The 17,203-nt window shown below is 72.6% G+C and carries 17 protein-coding genes; 10 read left to right on the top strand and 7 right to left on the bottom strand.

What is annotated here, in order from left to right:
- Positions 1-367: 367 nt before the first annotated feature.
- Positions 368-1,240: a glycosyltransferase gene (locus QT381_RS07065; RefSeq protein ID WP_289248121.1), complete on the bottom strand. Its 873-nt coding sequence runs from the start codon at positions 1,238-1,240 to the stop codon at positions 368-370.
- A 184-nt stretch (positions 1,241-1,424) separates the two neighbouring features.
- Between QT381_RS07065 and QT381_RS07060 the strand changes: the two genes are divergently transcribed.
- From QT381_RS07060 to QT381_RS07030, 7 genes are all read left to right on the top strand, one after another.
- Entirely contained in the window at positions 1,425-2,546 is a 1,122-nt protein-coding gene (locus QT381_RS07060) for a mannose-1-phosphate guanylyltransferase (RefSeq protein ID WP_289248120.1), read from the top strand.
- 199 nt (positions 2,547-2,745) lie between these two features.
- Entirely contained in the window at positions 2,746-3,864 is a 1,119-nt protein-coding gene (locus QT381_RS07055; RefSeq protein ID WP_289248119.1) for a BMP family lipoprotein, read from the top strand.
- A gap of 87 nt (positions 3,865-3,951) precedes the next feature.
- The gene (locus tag QT381_RS07050) at positions 3,952-5,472 is read left to right on the top strand and encodes an ABC transporter ATP-binding protein (protein WP_289248117.1); all 1,521 of its coding nucleotides are present in this window, start codon (positions 3,952-3,954) and stop codon (positions 5,470-5,472) included.
- Positions 5,469-6,824 (top strand): ABC transporter permease, encoded by a 1,356-nt coding sequence (locus tag QT381_RS07045; protein ID WP_502877467.1) that lies wholly within the window; start codon positions 5,469-5,471, stop codon positions 6,822-6,824. Before QT381_RS07050 ends, QT381_RS07045 begins: the two co-directional genes overlap by 4 nt.
- On the top strand, positions 6,821-8,101 hold the full coding sequence (locus QT381_RS07040; RefSeq protein ID WP_289248115.1) for an ABC transporter permease: 1,281 nt from the start codon (positions 6,821-6,823) through the stop codon (positions 8,099-8,101). The genes QT381_RS07045 and QT381_RS07040 overlap by 4 nt, the downstream gene beginning before the upstream one ends.
- Positions 8,098-8,526 (top strand): cytidine deaminase, encoded by a 429-nt coding sequence (locus tag QT381_RS07035; protein ID WP_289248114.1) that lies wholly within the window; start codon positions 8,098-8,100, stop codon positions 8,524-8,526. The genes QT381_RS07040 and QT381_RS07035 overlap by 4 nt, the downstream gene beginning before the upstream one ends.
- A 102-nt stretch (positions 8,527-8,628) precedes the next feature.
- Positions 8,629-9,924: a thymidine phosphorylase gene (locus tag QT381_RS07030; RefSeq protein ID WP_289248112.1), complete on the top strand. Its 1,296-nt coding sequence runs from the start codon at positions 8,629-8,631 to the stop codon at positions 9,922-9,924.
- A 468-nt stretch (positions 9,925-10,392) separates the two neighbouring features.
- Here QT381_RS07030 and QT381_RS07025 read toward each other — a convergent pair whose 3' ends face one another.
- A complete protein-coding gene (locus QT381_RS07025; protein WP_502877471.1) occupies positions 10,393-11,274 on the bottom strand; it encodes a nucleoside hydrolase in 882 nt (293 codons plus the stop codon).
- Positions 11,275-11,405: 131 nt separating this feature from the next.
- Here QT381_RS07025 and QT381_RS07020 point away from each other — a divergent pair, with 131 nt between their 5' ends.
- Genes QT381_RS07020 through QT381_RS07010 form a run of 3 tightly spaced genes read left to right on the top strand, consistent with a single transcriptional unit; the run spans position 11,406 to position 13,236 of the window.
- Positions 11,406-12,518, top strand: a complete 1,113-nt coding sequence (locus QT381_RS07020) for an adenosine deaminase (RefSeq protein WP_289248110.1) — start codon at positions 11,406-11,408, stop codon at positions 12,516-12,518.
- Entirely contained in the window at positions 12,515-12,967 is a 453-nt protein-coding gene (locus tag QT381_RS07015) for a PTS sugar transporter subunit IIA (protein ID WP_289248109.1), read from the top strand. Before QT381_RS07020 ends, QT381_RS07015 begins: the two co-directional genes overlap by 4 nt.
- Positions 12,964-13,236 (top strand): PTS sugar transporter subunit IIB, encoded by a 273-nt coding sequence (locus tag QT381_RS07010; RefSeq protein WP_289248108.1) that lies wholly within the window; start codon positions 12,964-12,966, stop codon positions 13,234-13,236. Before QT381_RS07015 ends, QT381_RS07010 begins: the two co-directional genes overlap by 4 nt.
- A 434-nt stretch (positions 13,237-13,670) precedes the next feature.
- Here QT381_RS07010 and QT381_RS07005 read toward each other — a convergent pair whose 3' ends face one another.
- The 5 genes from QT381_RS07005 to QT381_RS06985 form a co-directional block, all read right to left on the bottom strand.
- Positions 13,671-13,841, bottom strand: coding sequence for a hypothetical protein (locus tag QT381_RS07005; protein ID WP_289248107.1), 171 nt, complete (start codon positions 13,839-13,841; stop codon positions 13,671-13,673).
- A 163-nt stretch (positions 13,842-14,004) separates the two neighbouring features.
- The gene (locus QT381_RS07000; protein WP_289248106.1) at positions 14,005-14,793 is read right to left on the bottom strand and encodes an ABC transporter permease; all 789 of its coding nucleotides are present in this window, start codon (positions 14,791-14,793) and stop codon (positions 14,005-14,007) included.
- Complete coding sequence (locus tag QT381_RS06995; RefSeq protein WP_289248105.1) at positions 14,790-15,788, bottom strand: ABC transporter ATP-binding protein; 999 nt, start codon at positions 15,786-15,788, stop codon at positions 14,790-14,792. Before QT381_RS06995 ends, QT381_RS07000 begins: the two co-directional genes overlap by 4 nt.
- Positions 15,785-16,681, bottom strand: coding sequence for a permease prefix domain 1-containing protein (locus tag QT381_RS06990; protein ID WP_289248104.1), 897 nt, complete (start codon positions 16,679-16,681; stop codon positions 15,785-15,787). Before QT381_RS06990 ends, QT381_RS06995 begins: the two co-directional genes overlap by 4 nt.
- The gene (locus QT381_RS06985; RefSeq protein ID WP_289248103.1) at positions 16,681-17,034 is read right to left on the bottom strand and encodes a PadR family transcriptional regulator; all 354 of its coding nucleotides are present in this window, start codon (positions 17,032-17,034) and stop codon (positions 16,681-16,683) included. The genes QT381_RS06990 and QT381_RS06985 overlap by 1 nt, the downstream gene beginning before the upstream one ends.
- Positions 17,035-17,203: the final 169 nt, after the last annotated feature.

The following is a 17,203-nucleotide window of genomic DNA, read 5'->3' as shown; positions in this document are numbered from 1 at the left end:
CGCGGGCGCGGGCGGGTGTGGGTGTGGGGTGTGGGGCGCGGGTGTGGGCGTGGGCGCGGGCGGAGCGTGGCGCGGGCTTCACCCGAGCGTGTTACTCGAAACGGGGCGGACGTCCGGTCGGGTTCGAGTAACACGCTCGGGTGAGGCGGAAATTCGCTCGGGTGGGGCGCAAACCGGCTCGGGTGAGGCGACACAGGCTCGGGTGGGGCGCAAACCGGCTCGGGTGAGGCGACACAGGCTCGGGTGGGGCGCACACCAGCTCGGGTGGGGCCTGCACGGGCTCGGGTGGAACCCGCACGGGCTCGTGTGAGGCGCCAACGCGCGCGGGCGCCGACGCGCGCGGGCGAGGGCGAGCGCGGATGCCGCCTCACGCCGGGGCGACGGCCGCGCGCGCTCCGATCGCGGCCCGGTAGTGCCCGAGCAGTTCGTCGCCGATCGCGGTCCAGGACCGGCCGAGCATCCGCCGGCGGGCGGCCTCGCCCATCCGCGCGCGCAGCCCGGCGTCGCTCACGAGCGCCGCGACGGCCCCGCGCAACTGCGCGGCGGACGCCGGGTCGTACAGCAGCCCCGTGACGCCCTCCTCGACGATGTCGATCGGACCGCCCGCGCGCGGCGCCACGACCGGCAGGCCGCTCGCCCCCGCCTCCTGCAGCGTCTGCCCGAACGTCTCCTCGCTGCCCGTGTGCACGAACACGTCGAGCGCGGCGTAGGCGGCCGCGAGCTCCTCGCCGCCGCGCTCGCCGAGCCACGCGACGTCGAGGTCCGCGATCGCGGCGGTCGACGGTGCGAGCGTGAGGTCGGCGCGCTCGTGGATCGCGCGCAGGATGCGCCAGGCGAGCGGAGACGTCGCCGCGAGGCCGTTGCGGCGGGCGTAGCCGGCGACATCCGTCTGGTAGATCGCGACGCTCGGGATGCCGAGGCGGGAAGCGGCGCTGATCGCGCTCGCGCCGAGCGCGAACGGGCTCGCCGCGTGCAGCACGTCGGGGCCGAATCTCTCGAGCACGCTGCGCACGGCGACGCTCGGCAGCCCGACCGGGAACCGGCGGTAGGGCAGCGCGGGCACCTCGAGCACGGGGAAGCCCCGGTAGTGCGACGGTGCGCCCGCGTTCGGTGCGATGACCATGGCGTCGTGCCCGCGCTCGCGCAGGTGGTCGAGCACGCGCAGCACGCTCGTCGTGACGCCGTTGACGGTGGGAAGGAAGCTCTCGGTCGCGATCGCGACCCGGAGGGCGTCAGCCATGGCACCAGGGTCGGCGCTCCCGGTGGCGGCGACGTGAACCGCTCGTGGCGGCACGGGGTCGCGCGCGCGACCAATAGCCCACCAGCGCGCGACCCCGGCGCGCGACCCCGGCGCGCGACCCACTGCGACCCAGCGCGCGACCCCGGCGCGCGACCCCGCGGTCGCGACCAATAGGGTGGGGCGCATGAGCGCGCATCCGCCCATCGACGGCTTCTACAGCATCATCCCCGCGGGCGGCATCGGCTCGCGCCTGTGGCCGCTCTCGCGTCAGGACGCGCCGAAGTTCCTGCACGACCTCACCGGCTCGGGCCAGTCGCTGCTCCGCGACACCTGGGACCGGCTCGTGCCGCTCTCCGGCACGCAGCGCGTCATGGTCGTCACCGGCCGCGCGCACCGCGCCGCCGTCGAGGCGCAGCTGCCCGAGCTCACCGACGAGAACGTCGTGCTCGAGACCGAGCCGCGCGACTCGACCGCCGCGATCGGGCTCGCCGCGGCGATCCTGCGGCGCCGGGAGCCGGATGTGGTGGTCGGCTCGTTCGCGGCGGATCACGTCATCCGCGACCGGCGCGGCTTCCGGCGCTCGGTGATCGAGGCGGTCGAGGTCGCCCGCGCCGGGTACATCACGACGATCGGGATGACGCCCACGGAGCCCGCGATCGGCTTCGGCTACATCCACACGGCGGGTCCGCTCGACGTGGCGGGGGCGCCGAGCGCCGTGCGCGTCGACGGGTTCGTCGAGAAGCCCGACCTCGCGACGGCGAAGCGCTACGTCGCCGCGGGCGACTACCTGTGGAACGCCGGCCTGTTCATCGCGCGGGCCGACGTGCTGCTCGAGCAGCTCGGCGCCGCCCACCCGGACCTGCTCGCAGGTCTCGAGGAGCTCGCCGCCGCGTGGGACGACCCGGCCACGCGCGGTCCGGCCGTCGACGCGATCTGGCCCGGCCTCACGAAGATCGCGATCGACTACTCGGTCGCCGAGCCGGCGGCCGCCGCCGGGCGGATGGCCGTCGTGCCGGGCGACTTCGACTGGGATGACGTGGGCGACTTCGCCTCGCTCGCGAAGCTGCACTCGCAGGGTCGCAGCAACGACCTCGCGATCATCGGCGCCAACGCGCGCGTGCTCGCCGACTCGGCGAGCGGGGTGGTCGTGAGCCAGTCGAAGCGCGTCATCTCGCTCATCGGCGTGAAGGACATCGTGGTGGTCGACACGCCGGATGCGCTGCTCGTCACGACGAGCGAGCACGCGCAGCGAGTGAAGTCCGTCGTCGACGCCCTCAAGCTCAGCGGTCGCAGCGACGTGCTCTGAGCCCTGATCCCCGTTCGGGGCACAAGCCGCGGCGCGCTCCTCGCGAATATTTCCGATTCATTCCGTGAACGCAACGGGTGTGTAACCGTTCGGACTCGTCCCGAGGCGGACGGTAGGAGCGGAGCGTAACCGAAGGTAACGTGAGCGCAACCTGCCTGCGCCGAGGGGTGCGGGCATCCGCATCTGGAGGACAATCACAGTGACCATCCTTAACCGCCGCTCGCTCAGCGGCATCGCGCTCGTCGGCGCGAGCGCGATCGTGCTCGCCGGCTGCGCGTCGGCTCCCGAGACGACGCCCGGCTCGACCGACTCGGGCAGCGCAGGCCCCGCCGTCAGCGACTTCCTGCCCTGCATGGTGTCCGACGCCGGCGGCTTCGACGACAAGTCGTTCAACCAGCTCGGCTTCGAGGGCCTGCAGGAGGCCGCCGGCGCCCTCGGCGTCGACTACAAGACGGCCGAGTCGAAGAGCGACGCGGACTACGCGCCGGGCATCGACAACCTCATCGCCCAGGGCTGCACCCTGGTCATCACCGTCGGGTTCAACCTCTCGGCCGCGACGGTCACGGCCGCGAAGGCGAACCCCGACATCGAGTTCGCGATCATCGACGACGCCGCCGACAACGACTTCGACGGCAAGGTCGACGCGCCGAACATCAAGCCGATCCTGTTCGACACCGCCCAGGCGGCGTTCCTCGCGGGCTACGCCACCGCGAGCTACACGAAGACGGGAACGATCGCGACCTGGGGCGGCATGAACTACCCGACCGTCGCGATCTTCTCGGACGGCCTCGCACAGGGCATCGCCTACTACAACAAGCAGAAGAGCAAGGACGTCAAGCTCATCGGCTACGACCCCAAGGACCCGGACAGCTACACCGTGACGGGCGGCTTCGAGGCGAACGACGCCGCGAAGACCACCGCGGCGAACTTCCTCGACCAGGGGGCCGACGTGCTCGTGCCGGTCGGCGGCCCGATCTTCCAGTCGGCCGGTGCCGCCATCCAGGACGCCGGCTCGGACGCGGTGCTGCTCGGTGCCGACGCCGACGTGTACAACACGTTCCCGACCTACGACTCGCTCTACTTCACGTCGATCCTCAAGAACATCGACCCGGCCGTGCAGGACGTCGTCAAGAGCGCCGCGAGCGGTGCGCTCGACTACACCCCGTACATCGGAACGCTCGACAACGGCGGAGTCGGCATCGCGCCGTTCCACGACTACGAGAGCAAGGTCTCGCCCGACCTGCAGGGTGAGCTCGACACGATCACGAACTCGATCAAGTCGGGCGACATCAAGGTCACGTCCTACCTCTCGAAGTAACCCCGAGAGTCGCTCCACCCGGATCGGGGGGACCAGCCTGGCTGGTCCCCCCGATTCGTTGACACCCCTTCGTAGGATTGGCTCGATATGAAGCTCGAACTGCGCGGCATCACGAAGCGCTTCGGCGCCCTGATCGCCAACGATCACATCGATCTCACCGTCGAGGCCGGCGAGATCCACTGCCTGCTCGGTGAGAACGGCGCGGGCAAGTCCACCCTCATGAACGTGCTCTACGGCCTCTATCAGGCCGACGAGGGCGAGATCCTGCTCGACGACGTGGTGCAGCACTTCGCCGGGCCGGGCGACGCCATGAAGGCCGGCATCGGCATGGTGCACCAGCACTTCATGCTCATCCCCGTCTTCACGGTCGCCGAGAACGTCATGCTCGGCCACGAGCGGACCCGCGGTCCCGGGGTGCTCGACCTCGACGGCGCGCGCGCGACGGTGCGCGAGATCAGCGACCGGTTCGGCTTCCACGTCGATCCCGACGCGCTCGTCGGCGACCTGCCCGTCGGCGTGCAGCAGCGGGTCGAGATCATCAAGGCGCTCTCCCGCGACGCGAAGGTGCTCGTGTTCGACGAGCCGACCGCCGTGCTCACCCCGCAGGAGACCGACGAGCTCATCGCGATCATGAAGCAGCTGCGCGACGCCGGAACGTCGATCGTGTTCATCTCGCACAAGCTGCGCGAGGTGCGCGAGGTCGCGGATCGCATCACGGTCATCCGTCTCGGCAAGGTCGTCGGCACGGCCTCGCCGAAGGCGTCGACCACCAAGCTCGCCTCGCTCATGGTCGGGCGCGCGGTCGAGCTCGTCGTCGAGAAGGGCCCGGCAACGCCGGGCGAGGTCGCGCTGAGCGTGGCCGGCCTCACCGTGCGCGACGCCAACGGCATCGCGGTCGTCGACGACGTGAGCTTCGGCGTGCGCGCCGGCGAGGTGCTGTGCGTCGCGGGCGTGCAGGGCAACGGCCAGACCGAGCTCGTCGAGGCGATCATGGGCCTGCAGACGGATGTCGTGGGCGCGATCTCGCTGGACGGCCGCAGCCTGCGTGGTCGCTCGGTGCGCGCCGTGCTCGACACCGGCGTCGGGTTCGTGCCCGAGGATCGCAAGGAGGACGGGCTGGTCGCCGCGTTCTCGGTCGCGGAGAACCTCATGCTCGACCGCTCGCACGGCGAGCCGTTCGTGCGGGCGGGAGCGCTCCAGCTCGGGTATCTCGCGGAGTTCGCACGGACCAAGCTCGGCGAGTTCGACATCCGTGCTCAGTCCATCGAGACGCACGCCGGCAATCTCTCCGGAGGCAACCAGCAGAAGGTCGTGCTCGCGCGCGAGCTCGGGCGCGACCTGCGCCTGTTCGTCGCCGCCCAGCCCACCCGCGGGCTCGACGTCGGATCGATCGAGTTCGTGCACCAGCAGATCATCGCGACCCGTGACGCCGGCCTGCCCGTCATTGTCGTGTCCACCGAGCTCGACGAGGTCGTCGCGCTCGCCGATCGGATCGCCGTCATGTACTCCGGCCGCATCGTCGGCATCGTGCCCGCCGACACGCCGCGCGACGTGCTCGGCCTCATGATGGCGGGCGAGCTGCCCGCCGGAACGGAGGTCGCCGCGTGACCGACCCGAACCACCCGACCGCCGCGGATGCGCCGCGCGCGAAGGGTACACCCGTCGTGACCGACACCACGAAGGTCGACTCGGTCGGCGACGTGGACGGCGCGCTCGAGCCCGGCCAGGTGCCGACCCTCGCCGCCCGCGAGGAGCCCTCGCGATGGCGCGCCGCGGTGGGCCAGATCGTCGGCGGCAGCGCCGGGATCTCGGTGCTCGCCGTCGTGCTCGCCCTGCTCGTGGGCGCTGTGCTGATCGCAGTGACGGATGCCGGGGTGCAGTCCGCGGCCGGCTACTTCTTCGCAAGACCCGGCGACACCCTCCAGGCGATCGGCCGGGCGGTCGGCGGCGCATACGCGGCGCTGTTCCAGGGCGCGATCTGGAACGTCCGGCGCGACACCTTCGCCGGGCAGATCAAGCCGATCACCGACACGCTGACCTTCGCGACGCCGCTCATCGCCGCGGGACTCGGCGTCGCGCTCGCGTTCCGGGTCGGCCTGTTCAACATCGGTGCCCAGGGTCAGCTGCTCGTCGGCGCGATCTTCGCCGGCTGGGTCGCCACCCACCTGCAGCTGCCGTACGGCATCCACCTCATCGTCGCCGTGATCGCGGGAATCGTGGGCGGTGCCGTCTGGGGCGGCATCGCGGGCATCCTCCGGGCGCGCACCGGCGCGCATGAGGTGATCGTGACGATCATGCTCAACTACGTCGCGGTCTACCTGCTCACCTTCCTGCTCAAGACCCCCGTGCTGCAGGCGCCGGGGTCGACGAACCCGAAGTCGGCCGCGATCGAGCCGACGGCCGAGCTCCCGCAGCTGTTCGGCGTGCAGTTCCAGTTGCACCTCGGCTTCGTGCTCGCGATCATCGCGACCGCCGTGGTGTGGTTCGTGCTCAACCGGTCGTCGCTCGGCTTCCGCTTCCGCGCGGTCGGCGAGAACCCGCACGCCGCCCGGGTCGCGGGGATGAACGTCAAGAACCTCTACCTGTGGGCGATGCTGATCTCCGGCGGCCTGGCCGGGCTCGCGGCCACGTCGCAAGTGCTCGGCGGCAGCCTGACCAGCGGGTTCAGCGTCGGCGTCGACGCGGGCATCGGCTTCGACGCGATCACGGTCGCGCTCCTCGGCCGCTCGCGCCCGGTCGGCGTGTTCGTCGCGGGCGTGCTGTTCGGAGCGTTCAAGGCCGGCGGCTACACGATGCAGGCCGCCCAGAACGTGCCGGTCGACGTCGTGCTCGTCGTGCAGTCGATCATCGTGCTGCTGATCGCCGCGCCCCCGCTCGTGCGTGCCGTGTTCCGACTGCCCATCCCGGTGCCGCGCGCTCCGCGCGCCGCCCGCCCGTCGAAGGCGGAGGTCTCCCAGTGAGCGCTGTCGTCACCGGCGACGTCGTCGCCCCGACGTCGACCCCTCGCGCGTTCCTCGCCCGGTGGAAGACGCCGATCGCGCTCGGACTGTTCAGCGTCATCGGGATCGCCGTGTTCGTCGGCGCCGCGCACACGGGTACGAGCACGTTCCGGCTGTCGACGGGCACCGACGTGATCAAGCTGCCCGAGATCGCGGTGCCGACCCTCGCGGCGACGATCGTGCTGTCGATCCTGCTCGTGGCGGCGACCGTCCTCGCGGTCGTCCGGGTGCGACAGGGCCGGTCGACGTTCTGGCTGGTCGCGGTGTTCGCGCTCGTCTTCCTGTTCGACTTCCTCTCCTGGGTCGCGACGGGCCAGACGATCCCGGTCCCGGGCCTGCTCGTCGGGGCCGTGTCGCTCTCGACGCCGCTCATCTTCGGCGCCCTCGGCGGTGTGATCGGCGAGCGGGTCGGCGTGGTCAACGTGGCGATCGAGGGCCAGTTCCTCGCCGGTGCGTTCACCTCGGCGCTCGTGGCGTCGCTCACGCGCTCGCCGTGGGCGGGCCTCGTCGCCGCGATGATCGCGGGCGTGCTGGTCTCGTTCGTGCTCGCCGCGTTCGCGATCAAGTACCTCGTCGACCAGGTGATCGTCGGCGTCGTGCTCAACGTGCTCGTCACCGGGCTCACGAGCTTCCTCTACACGAAGCTGCTCAGCCCGAACATCAACACGCTCAACTCGCCGCCGCGCTTCGAGCGCGTCGAGATCCCGCTGCTCAGCCAGATCCCGATCATCGGGCCGACGCTGTTCCGGCAGACGGTCATCGTCTACCTGATGTACATCGCCGTCGCGGCGGTCTGGTTCGCGCTGTTCAAGACCCGCTGGGGCCTCCGCGTGCGAGCGGTGGGGGAGCATCCGCAGGCCGCGGACACCGTGGGCATCAACGTCAACCGCACCCGGTTCTGGAACGTGTCGCTCGCCGGCGCGATCGCGGGCCTCGGCGGCGCGTTCTTCACGCTCGGCTCGGTGGGCGCGTTCCAGAAGGAGATGACGGGCGGCTACGGGTTCATCGCCCTCGCCGCGGTCATCTTCGGCCGGTGGGACCCCATCCGGGCCACGTTCGCCGCCCTGCTGTTCGGATTCGCGACGAACCTGCGCAGCGTGCTGCAGGCCATCGGCTCGTCCGTGCCGAGCGAGCTCATGCTCATGCTGCCCTACGTCGTGACGATCTTCGCGGTCGCGGGTCTCGTCGGCGCCTCGCGGCCGCCCGCCGCGAGCGGCAAGCCGTACGTGAAGTCATGAGCGCGACGGATGCCGCTGCCGCGGTCGACTGGGACGCCCTGCGCGCCGTCGCCCGCGAGGCCCTGACGCACGCCTACGTGCCGTACTCGCGCTTCCCGGTGGGGGTCGCGGCGATCGTCGACGACGGCCGGGTGATCTCCGGCGCGAACGTCGAGAACGCGTCCTACGGCCTCACGCTGTGCGCCGAGTGCGCGCTCGTGTCGTCACTGCACATGACGGGCGGCGGCAGGCTCGTCGCGTTCACGTGCGTCGACGGCGACGGCAGCACGCTCATGCCGTGCGGACGCTGCCGCCAGCTGCTGTACGAGCACTCGGCCGAGGGCATGCTGCTCGAGACCGTCTCCGGCATCCGCACGATCGACGAGGTGATCCCCGACGCGTTCGGCCCGCGCACGCTCGCCGCGTACCGCGAGACGCACGACTGAGCCGCCGCATCCGTTCCGCCCTCGCGCCGCGTCGCCCTGGATGGCCGGTGCGGGCGGTCGACGACCGGCCATCCAGGGCCACTCGATGAGAGGAACACAGCCATGGTGGAGCCGTTCGACGCCGTCGACCTGATCAAGGCCAAGCGCGACGGGGGGACGCTCTCGACCGCGCAGATCGACTGGCTCGTCGACGCCTACACGCGCGGCTACGTCGCCGACGCGCAGATGAGCGCGATGACGATGGCGATCTTCCTGCGCGGGATGGGGCGCGACGAGGTGCGCGACCTCACCCTCGCGATGGTCGCGTCGGGGGAGCGGCTCGACTTCTCCGGGCTCGCGAAGGTCACGACCGACAAGCACTCGACCGGCGGCGTCGGCGACAAGATCACGCTGCCGCTCGCGCCGCTCGTCGCATCCTTCGGGGTCGCCGTGCCGCAGCTGAGCGGACGCGGGCTCGGCCACACCGGGGGCACGCTCGACAAGCTCGAGTCGATCCCGGGCTGGCGCGCCTCGCTCACGAACGAGGAGTTCATGGCGCAGCTCGCGGGTCCCGGCGCCGTCGTGTGCGCGGCCGGGTCGGGCCTCGCGCCCGCCGACAAGAAGCTCTACGCGCTGCGGGACGTGACGGCGACCGTCGAGGCGATCCCGCTCATCGCGTCGTCGATCATGTCGAAGAAGATCGCCGAGGGCACCGCCTCGCTCGTGCTCGACGTCAAGTTCGGCTCGGGCGCGTTCATGCAGGACCCCGCCCGCTCGCGCGAGCTCGCCGAGACGATGGTGCGGCTGGGAACGGATGCGGGCGTCGCCACGGTCGCGCTGCTCACGAACATGGACGTGCCGCTCGGCCGCACGATCGGCAACGCCAACGAGGTGCGCGAGTCCGTGGAGGTGCTCGCGGGCGGGGGACCGGCGGACGTGGTCGAGCTCACCCTCGCGCTCGCCCGCGAGATGCTCGCGCTCGCCGGGCTGCCGGATGCGGACGTCGACGGCGCTCTCGCCTCGGGCCGCGCCATGGACACCTGGCGAGCGATGATCCGGGCGCAGGGCGGCGACCCGGACGCGGCGCTGCCCGCGCCCCGCGAGTCGCACGTCGTCACCGCGCCGCGCGACGGGGTGCTCGCGACGCAGCATGCGCTGCCGTTCGGCATCGCCGCGTGGCGCCTCGGCGCGGGACGCGCCCGCGCCGAGGACCCCGTCGTGCACGCCGCCGGCATCGACCTGCACGCGAAGCCCGGCGACGCCGTGCGCGCGGGCGACCCGCTCTTCACGCTGCACGCCGACGACGCCGCGCGCTTCCCCCGTGCCCTCGAGGCGCTCGAGGCGCTCGGCGGCGCCTGGTCGATCGAGGACGAGGCGCCCGCGCAGCACCCGCTCATCCTCGACCGCATCACGGCGTAGCGGGGCGCTCGCGGGGCGCTCGCGGGGCGCTCGCGGGGCGTAGCGGGGCGCTCGCGGGCTGGGGCTCGGGTGCGCTGCCGCGGCCGATTCCCGAAAACGAAGGAGTTCGGGGCGGAATCGCTCCTGGCGAGGCGGTTTTGGCCGCATCCGTTCGTGTACTCCTTCGTTTTGGGGGTGGCGTTCTCGGAGTGGTGTGTCGGGGCGCGCGTCGGTCGGGGTAGGGCGTGGCTCGCGCGGCGTGCTGCGGATGCTGTCGTCCGAAAACGAAGGAGTTCGGGGCGGAATCGCTCCTGGCGGGGCGGTTTTGGCCGCATCCGTTCGTGAACTCCTTCGTTTTGGGGGTGGCGCATCGGGCTCGCCCGCCGGCCCCGACCCCCGACCCCGGCGCCCGGCGCCCGGCCCCGACTCCCGGCGCCCGGCGCCCGGCCTGCGCCCGGAGGCCCCGGCGCGCCCGCGGCGCCGGGGCGCTCAGCGGATGCGGGCGATCGCGTCCGTGACGAGGGCCCAGAACCGGGGCACGTCGATGCCCGTCGCGATCGACGTCGTCGTGCCGTCGGGCGCGGGTCCGCGCAGGTCGGCGAGCGTCATCCCGAGCGTGTGCGTGCCGGTGAGCTCGATCGACACCGGCGCGCGCCGCACGGTGAGCACCGCGGGATCCGCGACGTACGCGACGGCCACCGCGTCGTGCACGGGCGGATGCTCGAAGCCCTGGTGCGACCGGTACGACTCGCGGAAGAACCCCATGAGCTCGTCGACGAACCGCGCGACGGGCGTGCCGAGCGCCACGATGTCGGCGACCACGTCGGGCGTCGCGAGCGCCCGGTGCGTCACGTCGAGCCCGGCCATCGTCACGGGCCAGCCGGCTCCGAACACGATGTGCGCCGCCTCCGGATCGGCGAGGATGTTGAACTCCGCGGCCGCCGTCCAGTTGCCGCCGCCGTACCCGCCGCCCATGAGCACGACCTCCCGCACGCGCGGCACGATCCGCGGCTCCAGGCGCGCGGCGAGCGCGATGTTGGTGAGCGCCGCGGTCGGCACGAGCGTGATGGTGCCGGTCGGTGCGGCCATGACGAGATCGATGATGAGCTGCGCGGCGTGCCGCGGATCGAGCGCGACGGATGCGGCGGGCAGCTCCGGCCCGTCGAGTCCGGACTCTCCGTGGAAGTCCCCGGCCGTCGCGAGCTCACGCACGAGGGGCCGGTCCGCACCGGCGGCGAACGGGATGCCGTGGATGCCCGCGACCGCCGCGACGCCGAGCGCGTTGCGGGTCACGCGGTCGAGGGTCTGGTTGCCGAAGACCGTCGTCACGGCGACGAGGTCGATGACGGGCGAGCCCCAGGCGAGGAGCATCGCCACGGCGTCGTCGTGGCCCGGATCGCAGTCGAGGATGATGCTCCGCACCCCTCGAGGGTAGCCAGCGGCCCGGCGCCGGCCGCGCCGCCGTCACGCGGCTCCCGGGGCGGTCGCGCTAGATTCGAGGGGTGACCGACGATCTGCGCGCGCTCGTGCTCCCCACGGGCGGCCCCGCGATCGCGACGCTGCCGAAGGTCTCGCTGCACGACCACCTCGACGGCGGCGTGAACCCGGCGACCCTCATCGAGCTCGCGGATGCCGTCGGCCACGCGCTCCCGTCCGACGACCCGGCGGCGCTCGCCGACTGGTTCCGCGCGGCGGCCGACTCGGGCTCGCTCGAGCGCTACCTCGAGACGTTCACGCACACCCTCGCCGTCATGCAGACCCGGGAGGGCATCGAGCGGGTCGCGCGCGACTTCGTCGCCGATCTCGTCGCGGACGGGGTCGTCTACGCCGAGATCCGTTGGGCGCCCGAGCAGCACCTCGCGGGGGGACTCGGCCTCGACGACGCGGTCGCAGCCGTGCAGGCGGGACTCGACGCCGGCGTGGACGCCGCAGCATCCGCCGGCCACCGCATCCGTACCGGGCAGCTGCTGTGCGCGATGCGGCAGAACGACCGCGCCCTCGAGATCGCCGAGCTCGCCGTGCGGCACCGTGAGCGCGGCGTCGTCGGCTTCGACATCGCGGGCCCGGAGGCGGGCTTCCCGGCCGCGCGGCACCGCGCCGCGTTCGACTACCTGGCCGCCGCGTTCTTCCCCACGACCGTGCACGCCGGCGAGGCGGACGGCGTCGAGTCCATCCGCGGCGCGCTGCTCGACGGCCGCGCGCTGCGCCTCGGCCACGGCGTGCGGATCATGGCCGACGTGACCATCGAGGGCCGCGACGACGAGGTGACCCTCGTGACGCTCGGGCCGCTCGCGCAGTGGGTCAAGGACCGCGAGATCGCGCTCGAGATCGCCCCGCAGTCGAACCTGCAGACGGATGCCTGGGGCACCGACCTCGCGGACCACCCGTTCGACTCGCTCTACCAGCTCGGGTTCGCCGTCACGGTGAACCCCGACAACCGACTCATGAGCGCGACCTCGATCACCCGCGAGCTGCACGAGCTCGCGCGCACGTTCGGCTACGGGCTCGACGACGTCGAGGTGTTCCAGCTCAACGCGGCGGCTGCGACGTTCCTGCCGATCGAGGAGCGCGAGGAGCTCGCGGAGACCATCCTGCGGGGGTTCCGGCCGGCATGACCGCGAACCTGCCTCCGCTCTCGCCCGCGGGCATCGTGCTCGGGGCGACCGCCGTCGACTGGCGCGCCGCCGTGCAGCTCGCTGGCGCGGCCCTGGTCGCCGTCGGCGCGACGCTGCCCGCGTACACGGATGCCATGGTGCGGATGATCGAGGAGCACGGCCCGTACGTCGTCATCGCCCCGCGGCTCGCGCTCGCGCACGCGCGACCGGGACCCGACGTGCTCGCGGACGGCCTCGCGATCGTGACGCTCGATCCCGCGGTGGCGTTCGGGCATCCGCACAATGACCCGGTGAGCGTCGTGCTGGGCCTCGCGATCGCCGACCCGCTCCGGCACCTGCAGGCGGTCGCGGCGCTCGCGAACGTGTTCAACGACTCGACGGCGATCGCGGATCTCGCGGCCGCCACGAGCACCGACGAGGTGCTCACCATCATGGGAGGCCGCGCGTGAGGATCGTCACCATCTGTGGGACCGGGCTCGGCAGCTCCGGCATCCTCAAGGTCAACGCCGAGCGAGTGCTGCGCAAGCTCGAGATCGACGCCGAAGTCGTCGCCGCCGACCTCGAGTCGCTGCCCGAGGTGGCCGGAACGGCGCAGGTGATCCTCACCTCGAGCGAGTTCGTCGAGGCGATCGGCCGCACGTTCGCCGACGTCGTCGTGATCGACAACTACTTCGACACGGCCGAGCTCACCGAGAAGCTGCAGCGCGCTCTGGGCTGAGCCGCCCCGGTGCCCGGGCGCTCCGGGTGCCCTGCGCCCCTGGCGTGCTCCGGCATCCGGCGCCCGGGTGGTTCCGGTGGTGGTGGCGTGGTGACCGTCGCCCGAAAACGAAGGAGATCGGGGCTGTTCAGCCGTCCGATCGGCCTCTGCGCGGTGTGCGCGCCCGGGTCTCCTTCGTTTTCGGGAGCGGGGCCAGCGCTTTCGGGACGGGCCAGCGCTCGGAGGGAGATGGTCGCGGGACACCGGGGCCGATCGCGGCGGTCCCGAAGCGCAGTTCCGAAAACGAAGGAGAACCGGCCGGGTAGGACCGCGATCCGGCCGTTTCGCGGCCCGAGTGCGCCGTACTCCTTCGTTTTCGGGCACGTGGTTCCGGCGAACGGCGGCGGCGAACGGCGCGGGCGGGGGCAACCCGGGCGGGGGCGCGGGCGTCCGGGTCAGCGGACGGTCGCGAGGCCTCCGCGCGCGGGCCGGGGCGTGGACGCCGCGAGCGCGATCGCGAGCGTGAGCGCGCCCAGGCCGACGGCGATGCCGCCGTACAGCGCGGGCCCGGCGGCGGTGACCCCGAGCCCGATGCCGACGGATGCCGCGGCCCGCACCCTCGGCACGAGCGGCAGCCGGGTCCACGCGGCCGCCGTCGCCCAGACCGCCGTCCGTCGTGACGCCGAGCAGGATGACCCGCGCGATCGAGGCGGTGAGGGAGGCAGCCGCGAGAGCCAGGACGCGAGTCATCCCCGTAGTCTCGCGCGTCCGGCGGCCCGCCGCCCGGCGTCAGCGCGAGCGGTTGTACGCCGCCAGCGCCCGCTCCGCGAGCAGGAGGAGCACGGCATCCGCGATCGCGAGGCCGGCCAGCTGCGCACCCCATCCGTCCGGGGCGGGATCGCCCGCGAGCGCCGCGCGTCCGAGGTCGACCGCCCAGCTCAGCGGGTTCCACGCCGCGACCGCCGCGACCCAGTCGGGCTGGAGCGCCGTCGGCATCATCGCCGTCGACAGGAACGTCGCCGGCAGCACGATGAGCTGCGAGATCGAGATGAGCGCGATCTGGTTGCGCGTCAGGAGCGCTATCGCGGTCGAGAAGCAGCAGAACAGAGTCGCGAGCAGCAGGCTCGCGCCGAGGGCGGCGAGCACGCCGAGCGGTCCGCCGTCGAAGCGCGCTCCGCCCGCGAGGCCGATCGCGAGCACGATGACCCCCTGCACGAGCATGAGCGCGAGCTGCTGCAGCAGCTGGCCGACGACGAGTGCGCTGCGCCGGATCGGGCTCGTGAGCTGCTGGTCGAGCACGCCCGAGGCGATGTCGTCGATGAAGCCCGTGCCCGCCCACGCACCGGTGTACAGCACCGTCATCATGAGCACGCCGGGCACCAGGAACGCGAGATAGCCGCCCGGGATCGCGTCCCCGATCGAGCGGAACACCTGCCCGAAGAGCAGGATCCAGACGAGCGGCTGGATGAGGCCCATCCCGAGCCCCCAGGGCTGACGGATGGTGCCCCGCGCCCAGCGCGCGAACACCTGGGCGGTCTGCGCGAGCCAGCTCGCGCGGTGGACGGTCGCGACGCTCATGCCGCGGCTCCTTCCTCGGTCGAGTCGGCGGTCAGCGACCGTCCGACGTAGTGCAGGTAGACGTCGTCGAGGCTCGGGCGGGCCGCGCTCACCGAGCCGAACGGGATGCCGGCGGCCTCGAGCGCGGCGATCGTCGCCCCGACGACGGCCGGGGCGTCGGCGGCGCGGGCGGTCAGCCGCCCGGTGGTGCCGCGGGACTCGACGGCGACCGCCTCGAGTCCCGGCACGCGCGCGATCGCGGCACGCACGGCATCCGCTCGCGGCTCGAGCAGCTCGACGCTCAGGCTGTCACCCGCGAGCGTCGCCTTGAGGCGCTCGGGGGAGCCCTGCACGACCCGACGCCCGGCGTCGACGATCATGACGTCGTCGGCGAGACGGTCGGCCTCCTCGAGGTAGTGCGTCGTGAGCACGACGGTCATCGTGCGCTCCGCCGCGAGGCGGCGGATCTCGGCCCACATCGCGGTGCGCGACTCCGGATCGAGTCCGGTCGTCGGCTCGTCGAGGAACAGGATGCCGGGGCCGTGCACGAGCGCCACCGCGACGTCGAGGCGGCGCTTCATGCCGCCGCTGAACGTGCCCGCGCGGCGAGCCGCGGCATCCGCGAGGTCGAACTCGCCGAGCAGCGCGGCCGCGCGCCGGCGGGCGTCGACGCCCGAGTAGCCGCGCAGCCGCGCGGCCATCACGAGGTTCTCCGTCGCCGTGAGCACGGGGTCGACGCCGGTGCCCTGGCTGACGCAGCCGACGAGCTCGCGCACGCGACCGGCCTCACGGGCGACGTCGAAGCCGCCGACGCGGGCGGTTCCGGCATCCGCTCGCGACAGCGTGGTGAGGATGCGCGTCGTCGTGGACTTGCCGGCGCCGTTGGGGCCGAGCATCGCGAACACGCCGCCGGATGCCGCCTCGAAGCCGAGTCCGTCGAGCGCGCGCAGGCGCGGCGCGCCGCGGCCGGCGGGGTAGGACTTGACGAGGCCCTCGGCCTCGATCGCGGCGGTCACTCGGCGTCCTCCTTCTTCGTGAAGCCCATCCGGCCGATGAGGATCATCATCGCGACGATCGTGAGCGGGAACGGCAGCCAGCACCAGAGCGGACCCGCGGCGATGAGCACGACCACGGCGGCGACGATCGCGGCGGTCCAGAGCGCGGCGGTGTAGACGCCGAACCGCGCGGCGACCTGCGGGTTGCGGCTGAACTCGTCGACGTGCAGCTCGGCCTGGCGCTGCTGCTCGCGCAGCACCCACGGCTTCTTGCGGTTCGTCTGGGTGACGCCGAGCACGATGAGGCCGCTCATGCCGAGCAGAAGCAAGGGGATGCCCGTGAGCAGACCCGCTCCGACCCAGTCGGTCAGCACGAACGCGGCGCCCACGACGACACCGCCCGCCAGTGCCGCCGCGGCCAGGCCGTAGAGGGCGCCGCGACCGATCGGGAGCGGGTAGAGCGTGGACGTCTCGGTCGTCGTGCCGACGAGAACCACCCCGCCGACGGCGATCGCGGCGACCAGGCCCGAGACGATCGCGATCGTCGGATGCGCGCCGGCGCCGGTCGCCCGGGCGACTCCCGCGAAGGTCAGCCCGGCGGCGCCCAACGCGATGACGACCGAGAGCAGCACGAGGGCTGTCACCCGCCCGGTCGAGGGACGCACGCGCTCTCGCAGGTACAGGTGCGAGTACACGTCGAGCACGCGCTCGCGGCTCATCTCGCGTGCGACCTCGTCGATGTCGCCGAGCTCGGTCTGCGCGCGGCGGGCGGCCTCGGCGGCCGCGACGCCCTCATCCGTCAGCTGCGCGATGCGTGCGCGCAGGTTGCCGAGCACCTCCTCGCGGAAGTCGTCGAGCTCGGCCGTCGGCTCGTAGCGCGCGAACAGTTCGCGCACATAAGTCTCGGGGTCCATCAGTCCACCGTGTCCTTCTCATCCAGTAGTCGGTCGATGACCGAGCGGGCGAAGTCCCAGTCGGCCTTGTTGCGGCGGTATGCGGCGCGGCCGGCATCCGTGATCCGGTAGTACTTGCGGCGGCCGCCCTGGGACTCGTCGCCCCAGTAGGCCTCGATGGCGCCGTCCCGCACGAGCCGGCGGAAGCTCGCGTAGAGCGTCGCCTCCTTGAGCTCGTAGTCGCCGCCGGTCGCGTCGAGGATCGCGCGGTAGATGCCGAAGCCGTAGTCGTCGCCGCGGCGCAGCAGCCCGAGCACGATCGTGTCGGTGTGGCCGCGCAGCACGTCGGAGCTGAGCGCGGGGTCATCTGTCATGTCAGGTACTGTGCCAGATCAGGTACCTGATACGCAAGGGTTGTTCCGCGGGGGCGCGGAGCGCGGGGTGCGGGGTGCGCGGTGGGGGTGGTGCGGGGTGCCGGGCGCGGAGCGCGGGGTGCGGGGCGCGGGGCGCGGTGCGGTCGGTGCCGGGTGCCGGGTGCCGGGT

Source organism: Galbitalea sp. SE-J8, from assembly GCF_030345695.1.
Taxonomy (GTDB): Bacteria; Actinomycetota; Actinomycetes; order Actinomycetales; family Microbacteriaceae; genus JAUASV01.
The sequence above is the reverse complement of the archived record's forward strand: the minus strand, read 5'-3'. Positions and strand labels throughout refer to the sequence as shown.